This window comes from Nonomuraea sp. MG754425, assembly GCF_021699195.1.
In the GTDB taxonomy this organism is placed as follows: Bacteria; Actinomycetota; Actinomycetes; order Streptosporangiales; family Streptosporangiaceae; genus Nonomuraea.
In genome coordinates, this window is the sequence record NZ_SSXE01000052.1 from 36,491 (window position 1) to 50,489 (window position 13,999).

At 72.8% G+C, this 13,999-nt stretch carries 8 protein-coding genes; 7 read left to right on the plus strand and 1 reads right to left on the minus strand.

What is annotated here, in order from left to right; all coding sequences use genetic code 11:
• Positions 1-2: 2 nt before the first annotated feature.
• The 5 genes from FAF44_RS19850 to FAF44_RS19870 are packed head-to-tail and all read left to right on the plus strand — an operon-like array spanning position 3 to position 7,321.
• Entirely contained in the window at positions 3-1,433 is a 1,431-nt protein-coding gene (locus FAF44_RS19850) for an ABC transporter substrate-binding protein (RefSeq protein ID WP_237104696.1), read from the plus strand.
• A 14-nt stretch (positions 1,434-1,447) separates the two neighbouring features.
• Positions 1,448-2,830 (plus strand): DUF5060 domain-containing protein, encoded by a 1,383-nt coding sequence (locus FAF44_RS19855; protein ID WP_237104697.1) that lies wholly within the window; start codon positions 1,448-1,450, stop codon positions 2,828-2,830.
• Positions 2,831-2,841: 11 nt separating this feature from the next.
• Positions 2,842-3,828 carry a DUF5605 domain-containing protein gene (locus FAF44_RS19860; RefSeq protein ID WP_237104698.1) on the plus strand — a complete coding sequence of 329 codons (987 nt, stop codon included), beginning with the start codon at positions 2,842-2,844 and terminating at the stop codon, positions 3,826-3,828.
• Between the two features lie 5 nt (positions 3,829-3,833).
• Complete coding sequence (locus FAF44_RS19865) at positions 3,834-6,020, plus strand: hypothetical protein (protein WP_237104699.1); 2,187 nt, start codon at positions 3,834-3,836, stop codon at positions 6,018-6,020.
• Positions 6,017-7,321, plus strand: a complete 1,305-nt coding sequence (locus FAF44_RS19870) for a glycoside hydrolase family 28 protein (RefSeq protein ID WP_237104700.1) — start codon at positions 6,017-6,019, stop codon at positions 7,319-7,321. Before FAF44_RS19865 ends, FAF44_RS19870 begins: the two co-directional genes overlap by 4 nt.
• Before the next feature lie 65 nt (positions 7,322-7,386).
• Here the strand turns inward: FAF44_RS19870 and FAF44_RS19875 are convergent, their stop codons facing one another.
• Entirely contained in the window at positions 7,387-9,264 is a 1,878-nt protein-coding gene (locus tag FAF44_RS19875) for a glycoside hydrolase family 127 protein (RefSeq protein WP_237104701.1), read from the minus strand.
• Between the two features lie 139 nt (positions 9,265-9,403).
• On the opposite strand from FAF44_RS19875, the gene FAF44_RS19880 reads away from it, so the two are divergent.
• Both FAF44_RS19880 and FAF44_RS19885 read left to right on the plus strand, forming a co-directional pair.
• A complete protein-coding gene (locus FAF44_RS19880; protein ID WP_237104702.1) occupies positions 9,404-11,110 on the plus strand; it encodes a beta-L-arabinofuranosidase domain-containing protein in 1,707 nt (568 codons plus the stop codon).
• A gap of 2 nt (positions 11,111-11,112) precedes the next feature.
• Complete coding sequence (locus FAF44_RS19885) at positions 11,113-13,833, plus strand: alpha-L-rhamnosidase (protein WP_237104703.1); 2,721 nt, start codon at positions 11,113-11,115, stop codon at positions 13,831-13,833.
• Positions 13,834-13,999: the final 166 nt, after the last annotated feature.

Genomic DNA, 13,999 nt, shown 5'->3' on the forward strand with positions numbered 1-13,999 from the left:
GAATGAACAAGGTTCGTGGCATCGCGCTGCTCGCGCTCGCCCTGTCCGTGACCGCCGTCCCGGCCAACGCCTCGGCGGCCGCCTGTACGAACGTGTCGAACAAGTACAACCTGCCGTTCAGCGTCTGCGACGACGAGTTGTTCATCTTCGCCGCCAACTACAAGCCCTTCGAGGCGACCGTCGAGAACGAGCAGGCCGCCGCGACCAGGGTGTTCGACGAGCTCATCGGCAACAAGCTGCGCGCGGAGTTCCCCGACGTCAAGATCAAGTACGCGACGTGGGACTACCCCATCCGCTACGAGGACCTCAAGGCCGCCGGGGTCACCCCGGACATCATCATCGAGGACCCGAAGAACCGCATCGACCGTGACCTCGAACCGCTGGGCTGGGTCGGTGACCTCACGGCCGACCTCGAGAAGGCCGGCATCGACCTGAGCACGCTCAACAAGGCGTCGGTCGAGCTGACCAAGTCGCGCTCCGACGGCGGGATCTACGGCGTGCCGCTGTTCATCGACGAGCACGTGCTGCTCTACAACAAGAAGATCTTCGACAAGTTCCGCGTGGCGCACCCCAAGCTCGGGATGACCTACGACGAGGCGTTCAAGAAGGCCAAGCAGCTCACCAGGGACGACGGCCTCGATCACTACAAGGGCTACATGCAGCACCCCGACCAGTACCTGGACTTCAACCAGGCCGGTCTCTACCCGTTCCTGCCGACCACGAGCGAGGAGCCCGCGCCCGAGGACGTCAAGGTCGACATCAGCAGCCCCGAGTGGAAGACGTACGTCGACAACCTGTACCGCTTCCTGGAGATCCCGCGCAACGAGTTCACCACCGTCACCGACTTCTTCAAGGGTGACATGAGCCAGCCGGGCCACCTGGCCATGGCGGTGGACACGCTGTCGCGGCTGAACATGTACGCAGGCAGCGAGCTGTTCATCGAGGACGGGGACGAGGCCGCCTTCGCGGAGCAGGCCAAGAGCGTCGAGATCGGCGTCAGCTCGATCCCGCAGCTCACGAAGGGCGCCGAGACGACCTACCAGCCGAACACGCGGGCCGCGTTCATCCCGCCGTCCTCGCCCAAGAAGGACCAGGCGCTGCAGGTCGTGAAGTGGCTGGTCTCCGAGGAGGGCCAGACCGAGCTGTCCAGCCACGGCCTCAAGGCGGTCCTGCAGACCGACGCCGTCGTGCAGAGCTTCGGCAAGGCCATCCCCGAGCTGGCCAAGATCGACACCTCGGCCGTCTACTGGGGCGAGAACGCCGCGATCTCCAACTACCAGAACACCGAGTACTGGGACCTGCCGCTGTGGTCGGTCTACCGCCAGCACATCCTGCGTGACGGCGGGACGCCCGAGCAGGCGCTGGCCCTCTCCCAGCAGCAGGACATCCCCAACTACATCAAGGCGCAGGCCGCCGCAGGGAAGGATTGGTAACCATCACCCCCGACGTGGAACGCTGGGGCGTCCACGAGATCGAGCTGACCGGGCCGTCCGACGGCAACCCTTTCGCTGACGTTCGTCTGTCGGCCCGGTTCCAGTTCCGCAATCGCATCGTCGAGGCCGAGGGCTTCTACGACGGCGACGGCGTCTACCGCGTCCGGTTCATGCCGGACGCGGTGGGTCCGTGGAGCTACACCACCGTGAGCAATGTGACCGAGCTGGACGGGCACGCGGGCGCCTTCGAGGTGACCCCCGCCGCCGAGGGCAACCATGGCCCCGTGCGCGCCTCCGGCACCGACTTCGAGTACGCGGACGGCACGCCATACCTGCCGTTCGGGACGACCGCGTACCACTGGACGCACGACATGAACGACGAACGCGAGCGGCAGACGCTGGCCACGCTCGCCGCCTCCCCGTTCAACAAGCTGCGCATGTGCGTGCTGCCGACCGGGCAGATGGCGCCGCCCGAGGTGCCGTTCGCCGGCGAGGACCCCGACGGGCTGGACAAGACCCGGTTCAACCCGGTCTTCTTCCGCCACCTGGAGGCGCGCGTCCGGGACCTGCTCGACCTCGGCATCGAGGCCGACGTGATCCTCTTCCACCCCTACGACGGGGGCGTGCGCGGCATCCAGGACATGGGGCGCGAGACCGACCACGCCTTCCTGCGTCATGTGATCGCCCGCCTGGCCGCCTACCGGAACGTGTGGTGGTCGGCCGCCAACGAGTACGACTTCAACAGGTCCAAGACGGTCGAGGACTGGGACGACATCCTGCGCACGATCGTCAGGCTGGACCCGTACGAGCACCTGCGCTCGATCCACAACGGCACCCGCATGTACGAGCACGCCACCCTCTACGACAACACCAAGCCGTGGGTGACCCACCAGAGCATCCAGCACTGGGACTCCACCCCGACCGACGAGTGGCTGCGCGTGTGCCCCAAGCCGGTCGTGATCGACGAGATCTCCTACGAGGGCAACATCGGCAAGCGCTGGGGCAACGTCACCGGCGAGGAGCTGATGGACCGGTTCTGGGAGTGCATGGCGCGCGGCGGTTACGCAGGCCACGGCGAGTCGCTGGCCGGTTTCCAGGAGCGGGCGTGGATCGGCAACGGCGGCGGCCTGCACGGCGAGAGCCCGGAGAGGATCGCCTTCCTGCGCCAGGTCATGGAGGCGCGCCGGGACGGCGTGCTGCTGCGCTACCTGGGCCGGCGCCAGCAGGCGCAGGTCACGGTCGAGCTGCCGGACGACGGCGCCGGCTACACGGTCGAGCTGATCGACACCTGGAACATGACGGTCACCCCGGTGGACGGCCTGCACCGGGAGCAGGCGCGGGTGGTGCTGCCGCGCCGGCCGTACCTGGCGCTGCGGATGACGAGGGTTTCAGCATGATTCTCCATGGGATGGCGACGACCGCGCTCGCCTGGCACCTGCAAGGCGACAAGCGGCGCGCGCGCACGCTCGCCACGCTCGAGTCCGCGCCCTTCGACCGGGTGCGGATGGCCGCGCTGGCCGGCCGGTGCACGCTCGACTCGCTGGAGGAGCGGGTGGCGGAGCTGGCCGCGATCGGCGTGACCGCCGAACTGGTGCTGCTGCACCCGGACGACGGCATCGCCGACGTGGCGGCGGCGGCCCGCTGCCTGCGCGAGGTGGTCCCGCGCCTGGCGGCGCACCCGAACGTGTGGTGGTCGCTGTCGTCGGACCCGGCGCGCTTCCCCGGCGTCTCCGAGCACGACTGGGTGCGCCTGGCCGACCTGGTGGCCGAGGAGGACCCGGGCCACCACCCGCTGTCGATCACCGTCGAGGCCGGCTCGCCGCTGCTGTGGCGGCGCGGCTTCACCCACGGCAGCGTGACCGCGCGCAGCCCGCGCGACGCCTGGGTCCAGACGCGCGACCATCACAAGCCGGTGCTCATGGACATGTGCGGCTACGAGGGCGACTCGCCCGACCCGTGGCTGAGCCTGACCCCCCAGGAGGTGGTGGCCCAGGCGTGGGACGGGGCCGTGCGGCGGCGGTGCGTGACGCACGGCGAGTCGTACGCGGACGAGGAGGGGCTGACCTGGTCGGAGAGCGGCGGCAGCCTGGTCGGCGACGCGGTGGCCCGGCTGCGGCTGCTGCGGCAGGTGCTCGGGGCGATCCCGGACGAGGCGGTCCACGTCGATCGCGACGCGCCGATGCTGGAGCTGCCCGGCGAGTTCTACCTGGAGTTCTGCGGGGAGCACCGGTTCCCGGAGCGCTCGTACGACGTGCCGCCGGGGCGCTACGAGGTCGAGGTGATCGACACCTGGGAGATGACGGTGACGCCGCACGGGGTCCAGGAGGGCCCGACCGTGACGGTGCCGCTGCCCGGAACGGTCGCCCAGGCCATCCGGCTGCGGCGGGTGCCATGACGCCGGTGCGCGAGTCGCCGGGCCGGCCCGCTGATCAGCGGGCCGCTTCCGGGGGCGGGCCGGGTGTGCTCGCCCGCGTCGCCGAGCCCGGCGGGAAGGTCGTCGAGGTGGTGGCGGGGCCGGACGGGCCGGAGCTGCGGCTGTCCCACCGCGACGCGGACGGGCCGCACCTCAGCGCGCCCGTGCGCGGCCTGCTCACCGCGTCGGCGGGCCGTCCGTGGCGGCTGCGTCCCGCCGAGCCGGAGGCCGTCCGCCGCTGCCCGCCCCCCGCGTCCGGGAACGTTCCGGACGCGGGGGCCCACCCCGCGTCCGGGAACGCTTCGCCCGTGCCCGGGAACGTTCTGCCGGCGTCCGAGAGCGTTCCGGACGCGGGCGGGAGCGTGGTGGTGACGGCGCGGGCGGACGGAGGGCTGAGCGCGGCCCTGGAGCTGGCCTTCACCCCCGACGGCCTGCTCACCCTCACCACCACCTGGCGCAACGACTCCGGCGGCCCGCTCACCGACGTGGCCGCCGGCCTCCTGCTCCCCCTCCCGGTCCAGGACGCGAACGTCACGATGCCGGGCGTGCTCTACAACGACAACCCGTCCTCCGACCCGGCCCGTCCCGTCCCCCACATCGGGTACGTCTGCGAGGAGCACCGCCTGCCCGTCCCGGCGGTGAACGCCGCCTGGGACGGCCGCTACGTCAGCCTGTTCGCCCACCCGAAGGCCGTGCGCGACCGGGACGGCGGCGTCGCCTACGGCTCGCTCGGCGTCGTCAGGTCCCCGGGCCTGACCGTGGCCGCCATGACCGGCGTCATCATGTTCGACGGCGACCCGGACGTCTGCTACGTCAGCAAGGCCAAGACCGAGCGGCGCCCGGTCGGCTACCGGGACCTGGCCGCAGGGGAGACGATCAGCACCCGTCACACCCTCGACTGGGGCCGGGTGGAGCCGCGCGGCCTCGGCTTCAGGACGCTCCTGCGCACCGACCTCTACCGCGACGAGCCCGCCGCCGCCCCCCTGACGGCGGACGAGATCGTCCGGCTCAAGACCACCGCCATGGACGCGCGCTGGACGGGCGACGGCTACCACGCCTACGAGGGCACCCGCCACGGCCGCCCCCGCTCGTACCTGTACGGCTGGACCGGCCAGTGCATGAAGCTGGCCCGCTGCGACGCCCTGCTCGGCATCGGGCAGGACGAGCCGGAGCGGATCGAGCGGGCCCGCCGCGCCGCCGACTTCTACGTCGAGGGCAGCGCCACGCCCGTGCGCGGCCTGCGGCACGGCCGGTACCTGGTCGACGAGGGCAGATGGGAGATGTTCCGCAAGGGCGCGGAACCGGGCTGGGGCGAGTTCGTCTCCAGCCGGGCCCACGGCGAGACGATCGCCGACCTGGCCGCGCTGACCCTCCAGTTCCGGGACGCCGGCCTGGAGACGCCGCCCGAGTGGCAGGAGGCGGTGCAGGACGCCGCCGCGATCTTCTGGCACGCCCGGCTGCCCGAGGGCGTCGTCCCGGTCGGCTGGACCCCGATGGGGGCGCCGGTCTCGCCGATGGTCGGCGCGGCGGGCATCGCCTGCGTGCAGGCCATGCTCGGCGCGTACCGGCTGAGCGGCGAACGGGTGTGGCTGCTGCGGGCCGAGGAGGTGCTCGGCCACTACCACCGGCTGCACGCGGCCACGTTCGAGCGGCCGTTCGCGCACGCCACGCTGGACGCCTCCGGCGAGGACAAGGAGGCCGGGATGTACTTCTTCCTGGCCGCCCACGAGATGTTCCGGCTGACCGGTGACGAGACGTACGCGCGGTGGGCGGAGGCGGCGGCCGACTGGCTGCTGACGTTCGTCTACGTGTGGTCGCCCGAGTTCGGCAGGGGCAGCACGTTCGAGCGGCGCGGCTTCAAGGCGTGCGGCTGGCCGGCGGTGAGCGTGCAGAACCACCACCTCGACGTGTTCTTCCCGACCTCCGAGCTGATGGAGTTCGGCCGGACGCCCGGCAGGGCCCGCTACGCCGAGCGGGCGGAGCGCATCCTGCTCGCCATGGGCCAGGGCGTCTGCCGGGAGCCCGGCGACTGGGGCTTCGGGACGCCGGGAGAGCAGGGCGAGGGATTCTTCCAGACCAACTGGCAGCGTACGGGCGAGGCGAACACGTGGAACCCGTCCTGGGTGATCGCGCTGCCGCTCTACCACGCGCTGCGCATGAGGAAGGCGGCATGAACGAGGAAGAGGCGTGGCGGTACGCCGACGAACTGCGCGAGCGGGTGCGCCCGCCGGAGTTCCCCGACCGCTGGTTCGACCTGACCGACTTCGGCGGCGGCGAGACGTGGACGGAGGCGTTCCGGGCCGCGATCGAGACCTGCCACGAGGCGGGCGGCGGGCATGTGCGGGTGCCGCCGGGCACGTACCCGACCGGGGCCATCCACCTGCTGAGCAACGTGGACCTGCACGTGGAGGCGGGCGCGACGATCCTGTTCAGCACCGACCCGGCCGACTACCTGCCGGCCGTCTACACCCGCTTCTCGGCCATCGAGTGCTACAACTACTCCCCCTTCGTCTACGCCTACGGCCAGGAGAACATCGCGATCACCGGCGGCGGCACGCTGGACGGCTCGGCCGGGCCCGAGCACTGGTGGCCGTGGGTCGGGACGCCGGAGTTCGGCTACCGGGAGGGCATGCCGTACGAGGCCGGGGACTGGGCCGAGTTGCAGCGTATGGCCGCCGAGGGGGTGCCGGTGGAGGAGCGGGTGTTCGGGGCCGGTCACTACCTGCGGCCGAACATGATCCAGCCGTACCTGTGCCGCAACGTGCTGGTGGAGGGCGTGCGCCTCGTACGCTCCCCCATGTGGGAGATCCACCCGGTCCGCTGCGAGAACGTGCTGGTCAGGAACGTGGACATCTACTCACACGGCCCGAACAACGACGGCTGCGACCCCGAGTCGTGCCGGTCGGTGGTGATCTCGGGCTGCGTGTTCGACGTGGGCGACGACTGCATCGCCGTCAAGGCGGGCCGCGGCCCCGACGGCCGGCGGGTGGGGGTGCCGTGCGAGGACGTGCTGATCGAGGACTGCGACATGCGCTACCGCTACGGCTCGGTCGCGATCGGCACGGACACGACCGGCGGGATCCGCAACGTGTTCGTCCAGCGCTGCCGCTGGGGCGGCCCCGGCCTGTACTTCGGGCTCTACATCAAGACGAACTCGGTGCGGGGCGGCTTCGTGGAGAACGTCTTCGTGCGGGACGTGGAGATCAGCGAGCTGACCAAGGAGGCCGTGTCGATCGACCTCTACCACGGTGACGGGCACAACGGGGACGACCCGCCGCCGATCCGCAACATCAGCGTGGCGGGCGTGCGCAGCGATCGCACGCGCAGCGCGTACCTGCTGCGGGGTTATCCGGAGCAGCCGCTGCGCGACATCACGATCAGGGACAGCTCGTTCGCGCGGGTGCTGCGCGCGGACGTGGTCGGCGACGTCGAGGGCCTGTCGGTGCGGCGGGTCACGGTGGCCGACCCGCCCTGACGGGCCCGCCGTCACAGGACGGCGCCGCCTCCAGGGTGGAGGCGGCGCCGTCGTCGGTCGCGCGGTCAGTGCATCGGCGCCCAGATCGTCATCGGCCCGGCGCCGCGGTTGGCCCAGGCGTAGTACGGCACGAACGTGAGATCGACCGGCCCCGTGTGCTCGGGCTCGCGGGGCCCGTCCGCGCTCCGGTACGGGAAGCCCGCGTCGTCCTCGCGGTGCGCGTGCACCCGGCCGCGCGCGAGCACCGGCACCACCTCGGCGGGCAGGCCGGCGACCGGGGAGCCGTCCCGCAGGGCGGGGTCCGCCGCCACGCACAGGTCGTCCACGATGGCGCCGGGGTGGTCGGGCTGTTCCAGGCAGTAGACCAGCGGGCCGCGCTCGACGGCGACCTGCCCGCGCGCCACGTCCAGCCGGGGCACGGCGGCGGTCAGGCGGGGGCGGACGGCGAGGTCGAGGGTGATCCGGTCGCCGGGCCGCCACGTCCGCCGGACGCGGTGGTACCCGCCGGCGCGTGCGGGCTGCCCGTCCACGCCCGCCCCGTCGGCCCAGGCGGGGATGCGCAGCGCGAGCGTCCAGGGCCGGTCGGGGGTCTCGCGGACCACGATCTCGACCCGGCCGTCCCACGGGTAGTCGGTGCGCACCTCCAGCAGGGCGCCGCGCGCCCGGATCTCGCCGGAGGCGTACAGGTGCACCTGTACGCCCTCTTCGTCCTCGGAGGCGAGGTAGTGGCCGAGGGAGGAGAACAGGCGCATGACGTTGGGCGGGCAGCAGGCGGTGCCGTACCAGTCCTGGCGGCCCCGGGCGGCGGCGCGCCGGTCGTCGGGGTTGGCTCCGGCGCGCACCCGCAGCGCGTTGACGTAGAAGAAGCGGTCGCCGCCGAGCGAGAGGCCGGGCAGGACGGCGTTGTAGAGGGTGCGCTCCATCAGGTCGGCGAAGTCGGCCTCGCCGGTGGCGAGGAGCATCCGCCAGGCCCACTGCACGCTGCCGACCGCGGCGCAGGTCTCGCAGTAGGCGGTCTCGGGGGTGAGCTCGTGCGGGCCGCCGAACTGCTCGCCGTACCAGACGGAGCCCAGGCCGCCCGTCAGGTACGTCTTGGTGGCCACCATGTCGCGCCACTGGCGGGCGAGCGCGGCGAGGAGGTCCTCGTCGGCGGTCTCGACGGCGACGTCCGTGGCCCCGGCGGCCAGGTACACGGCGCGGACGGCGTGCCCCTCGACGGTGGTGGCCCGCCGCAGCGGCACCCGGTCCTGGCGGATGCCGGGGCCGTGGTGGCCCTTGAGCGGCAGCGTCTCGCCGCCCCTGGTGGTGACCATGCGGGCGGCCAGGTCGAGGTAGGGGCGGGTGCCGGTCTCGCGGTAGAGCTCGGCCAGCGCGGTCTCGATCTCGGGGTGCCCGTCGAGGGTGTCCGCGGGCAGGTCCTTGACGAGGTGGTCGGCCAGGCGGGTGGCGACCCGCAGCAGCGTGTCGTCGCCGACGGCGCGGCTGCCGGCGACGGCGGCCTGCATGAGGTGGCCCGCGCAGTAGAGCTCGTGGCTGGAGGCCAGGTCGGAGTAGCGCTCGCGGCCGGTGAGCTGGGTGTGGGTGTGCAGGTAGCCGTCGGGGGCCTGGGCCGCCGCGACCAGCCCGGCCGCCTCCTCGTACGCCTTCGCCAGCACGCCGTTGTCGGCCCGGCCGCGTTCCCAGGCCAGCGCCTCCAGCCACTTGTAGACGTCGGAGTCGGCGAAGACCTTGCCCTGGTGCCCGCCTGCGGAGCCGCGGGCGGCCCGTTCGAGGTTGGCGAAGGCGCCGGACTCGCGGATCCGCGTGCCGCCCAGCGGGATGGTCACGTCGCGGTTGACCCGCTGCCGCGCGGCCCAGAAGCCGCCTCCGACGCGCCCCGCACGGGCCGGTCGCAAGGTCACTGCCGCCTCCGGGCGCGGGCGCACCACCGAATCATCGCTCATGCGGCCATCGTGCCCCAGACTTACATATCCAACAAGCCACGAATATTTATACACATCTTGACGGCGACCTCACGGGCGAAGGAGGGTGAATGTGACATCTATGCATAACTGAATATTTATGTGCAACGAAGGGATGGAGATGCCTGAGATCCCCGACACGGTGCTGCTCGAGGAACGGGCCGAACTGGCGATGAACGCGGTGGCCGGGCTGCCGGACGCGGACATGAGCGGCATTCCGTACTTCAGCGCCGACCTGCTGGCCCGCCCGGCGGTCCTGCGGCACGGCGACTGGGACTGGGGCTCCAGCCACGGCCGGCTGCTCGACGCCTGCCTGCTGGCCAGGCAGATGACCGGCCAGGACACGTGGCGGGAGGTCGAGGAGGGCTTCAGGACCAGGCTCGCCGGCTTCTTCGGCGCGGACGGCCTGAGCTACCGGCACGCCCGTCCGGAACGCGGCTGGCCGGCCAACGCCAACCTCATCGACCAGCGGGCCGTGCTGCTCTCGCTGACCACGTGGTTCGTCTCCGACGGCGACCCCGAGGCGAAGAAGCTGGTGGACCGGCACGTGGCCGCGCTCAAACGGATCGCGATCAAGGAGCGGGACGTGTGGTTCTACCCCGCCTCCGAGTACACCCCCGGCGGCTGGCCCTCCCCCAACGCGATCGCGCTGCACCTGGCCCCCGACCCGGCCTCGTTCAGCGGCCGGTTGATCATGCCGCTGCTCCGCTACCACCAGGCGACGGGCAACGAGGACGCGCTGGAGCTGTGCGGCTGGTTCGCCCGGCTGATCGTGCACAAGAGCGGCGTGTTCAACGAGGACGGCGGCTTCAACCCGGCGCGGGCCTACCGCAGCGGCCACTTCCACACCCGCCTGGGCACCCTGGAAGGGCTGGCCCGCTACGCCCGTCACACCGGCGACCACGAGCTGACCGCGTTCGTGCGCCGAAGCTACGACTGGGCGCTCGGCCAGGCCACCGCGTTCGGCTGGACGCCCGGCGACCTGGCCGACCAGCGCTACGAGCACGAGAGCTGCTCCCTGGTCGACCTCATCGGCACCGGCACGACGCTGGCCGCCTCCGGGCACACCGCCTACTGGGGCGTGGTCGAACGGTTCCTGCGCAACCACCTCGTCGAGTCGCAGCTCCTCGACCTGGGCTGGGTCGAGTCCGCGCCCGACGCCTCGGGCGACGAGCCGGGCTGGAGCACGCACGTACGGGTGGGCGAGCGCGTCCGCGGGGCCTTCGCCGGTTACGGGGCCCCCAACGACTACGTCTGCGACGTCGAGCTGGGCCGCGGCCACACCGCCGACGTGCAGGCGTGCTGCGTCGGCTCCGGCGTGCGCGGCCTGTTCTGGGGCTGGAACTCGATCGTCACCTCCGACGACCGGGTGACCCGCGTCAACCTGCTCCTCACCCGCGCCACCCGACGGGTCACCGTGCTCAGCCACCTGCCCCACGAGGGCCGGGTGGACCTCGACGTGCACGAGGACCTGCCGGAGCTGCGGCTGCGGGTGCCCGACTGGGCCGGGTACGCGAAGGTCCGCGTGACACGCGGCACCGAGAGCGTCGAGGGCGGCCAGGCCGGGGTGTGGGCGCCCGACGGCTACCTGTCGATCCCCGCCCCGCGTGCGGGCGAGCGCGTCACGGTCACCTTCCCCGTCCCGGAGACGACCAGCACCGAGGTCGCGGCCGGGCGCGAGTACCAGGTGCGCTGGCGCGGCGACGACGTGATCGGCATCAGCCCGGAGGGGACCGCCCGGCCGATGTACAGCGGGCGCAAGGTGCACCCGACCGCCCCGAAGCGGCACTACGAACTGACCCGGCCCGCGAAGGAGTGGACGTGGTGAACATGGCGGAACCGCCCATGCCGCAGGACGTGGTGAGCCCGGACGGGCTGCCCATGCCGGACGACTGGTCGCTGCCGGAGCCGCCCGCCGCGCCCGAACTCCGCCCGTACGACCTGCGCTGCGAGCACCGCGACACCCCGCTCGGGGTCGGCACGGCCGCCCCCAGGCTGAGCTGGCGGCTGGCCTCCGACCGGCGCGGCGACGCCCCGGCCGGCCACCGGATCACGGTGCGCGGCCCCGGCGACGTCCTGGCCTGGGACAGCGGCTGGATCGACGGGCCGGACGTCAGCGCCGGCTACGGCGGCGCGCCGCTGGCGTCGTTCGCCCGCTACACCTGGCAGGTCGAGGTGCGCGACGGCGGGTCCGCGCGGTCCTGGTTCGACACCGGGGTGCTGCACGCCGACGAGTGGCGCACGGCCTGGATCGAGCACGACCCCGAGACCGAGCCGCCGTTCGAACCGCCCACGGACGACCGCGAGCCGCGCACCGTGCGCACGTCCCACCTGCCCGCGCCGCGCTACTTCCGTCGCGTGCTCGACCTGCGCCCGGCCAGCGCCGTGCGGATCGCGGTCACCGCCCGCGGCCTGTACGAGCTGCGCGTCAACGGCCGGCGCGTCGGCGACGGCGAGCTGACGCCCGGCTGGACCGACTACCGGCAGCGCATCCCGTACCAGGTGTACGACGTCACGGACCTGGCCGGGGACGGGCCCTTGTGCGTGGGCGCGGTGCTCGCGGACGGCTGGTGGTCGGGCAGCCTCGGCTGGGACGGCCGCCGGCAGGCCCAGCACTACGGCCGGCGTCCGCAACTGCTCGTCCAGCTCGTGGCCGAGCACCCCGACGGCACCCGCACCGTGATCGGCTCCGACGGGCGCTGGAAGGAGACGACCGGCCCGCTGCGCTACGCCGACCTGCTCATGGGCGAGTCATACGACGCCCGCCTGGAGCACGACGGCTGGGACCTGCCGGGCTTCGACGACTCCGCCTGGGCCCCCGCCCGCGTCGCCGACACCGACCTGACGGTGCTCGTGCCGTCCGTGACCGAGCCCGTGCGGGTGACGCAGGACCTGACCCCGGTCGAGCGCACCACCCGGGACGGCCGGACGATCGTGGACCTGGGCCAGAACATCGCCGGCCGGGTCCGCCTGACCCTGCGCGGCGCGCCGGCGGGCACCCGCGTGACGCTCCGGCACGGCGAGGCGCTCACCTCCGACGGCGACCTCTACACCGCCAACCTGCGCTCGGCCGAGGCCACCGACCACTACGTGGCGGCGGGCCGGGCCGAGGAGACGTTCGAGCCGCGCTTCACCGTGCACGGCTTCCGCTACGTCGAGGTCGCCGGGCACGCCGACGTCGAGGTCGTGGGCCGGGCGATGCACTCGGACACGCCGGTGGCGGGCGAGTTCTCCTGCTCCGACGCCACGGTGCGCCGGCTCGTCAGCAACATCCGGTGGAGCCAGCGCGACAACTTCGTCTCCGTGCCGACCGACTGCCCGCAGCGCGACGAACGGCTCGGCTGGACCGCCGACGCGCAGGTGTTCCTGCCCACGGCCTGCTACAACGCGGACGTGGCGGCGTTCTTCACCGGCTGGCTGGCCGACCTGCGCAGCGCGCAGACGCCCGACGGCGCGGTGCCGGACGTCGTGCCGCACGTCATGACCGAGCGCAACGGCACCCCCGCCTGGGGCGACGCCGCCACGATCGTGCCGTGGCACCTGTACCAGGTCTACGGCGACGAGCGGGTGCTGCGCGACAGCCTGCCCAGCATGCGCCGCTGGGTGGACCACATCGAACGCCACAACCCCGGCCTCGTCTGGCGCGAGCGGGTCGGCAGCCACTACGGCGACTGGCTCCAGGCCGGCGTGCGCACCGACCGGGACGTGCTGGCCACCGCGTACTTCGCGCTCAGCGCCGACCTGACCGCGCGGGCCGCCGCCGTACTCGGCGAGCACGAGACGCACGCCCGGTACGCGGACCTGCGGGCGCGGATCGGCGAGGTGTTCGCGCGGGAGTTCGTCGCCCCGGACGGGCGGATCACCGGCGACACGCAGACCGGCTACCTGCTGGCGCTCGCGCACTCCCTGGTCCCCGCCGACCTCGTGCCCGCCGCCGTCGCCCACCTGGTGGCCGACCTGGAACGGCGCGGGCGGCGGCTGACCACCGGGTTCGCCGGGGTGGGGCTGCTCGGCCCCGTCCTGTCCGAGCACGGGCACGCCGACCTGGCGTACGCGCTGCTGCACGACGACCGGTACCCGTCGTGGGGGTACTCGATCAAGCGCGGGGCCACCACGATCTGGGAGCGGTGGGACGGCTGGACCGAGGAGGCCGGCTTCGGCCCCGTCGCCATGAACTCCTTCAACCACTACGCGCTGGGCTCCGTCGGCGCGTGGTTGTACGCCGGCGTGGCGGGGCTCGGGCAGGAGGAGGACTCCGTGGGCTTCCGCCGTCCGCGGATCCGGCCCCTGGTCGGCGGGTCGCTGCGGTGGGCGTCGGCCGCGTACGACACGCCGCTCGGACGGCTGGACAGCCGGTGGGAGGTGGACGGGGGCACGCTGCGGCTGTCGGTGCGGATCCCGCCCGGCGCGGTGGCCACCGTGCACGTGCCCACCACGGATCCCGCGTCGGTGCGCGAGTCCGGCGAGCCGGTGACCGGGGCCGAGTGGACCGGCTCGGCCGTGGTGTGCCGGGTGAAGTCCGGCCGGTACTCCTTCACCTCGGCGTGGTGAGGTCCGGCGGCCGGCCGGTGACCACCTGGTCGGCCGCCGCCGAGGCGCTCGGGGCGCGGCTGCGGGAGGTGACGGTCCGCAACGTGGTGCGCGCCCGCGTGGGCGGGACGGGGCTGCGGGTGCGGCGGACCAACGCCTTCGGCGGGCGTCCCGTCACGTTCGGGCG

What these genes read in the sequence shown, in the direction of transcription:
- FAF44_RS19850 (WP_237104696.1), top strand. Translation starts at nt 3, where the DNA reads ATGAACAAGGTTCGTGGCATCGCGCTGCTCGCGCTCGCCCTGTCCGTG.
- FAF44_RS19860 (WP_237104698.1), top strand. Translation starts at nt 2,842, where the DNA reads ATGGCGACGACCGCGCTCGCCTGGCACCTGCAAGGCGACAAGCGGCGC.
- FAF44_RS19870 (WP_237104700.1), top strand. Translation starts at nt 6,017, where the DNA reads ATGAACGAGGAAGAGGCGTGGCGGTACGCCGACGAACTGCGCGAGCGG.
- FAF44_RS19875 (WP_237104701.1), bottom strand. Translation starts at nt 9,264, where the DNA reads ATGAGCGATGATTCGGTGGTGCGCCCGCGCCCGGAGGCGGCAGTGACC.
- FAF44_RS19880 (WP_237104702.1), top strand. Translation starts at nt 9,404, where the DNA reads ATGCCTGAGATCCCCGACACGGTGCTGCTCGAGGAACGGGCCGAACTG.
- FAF44_RS19885 (WP_237104703.1), top strand. Translation starts at nt 11,113, where the DNA reads ATGGCGGAACCGCCCATGCCGCAGGACGTGGTGAGCCCGGACGGGCTG.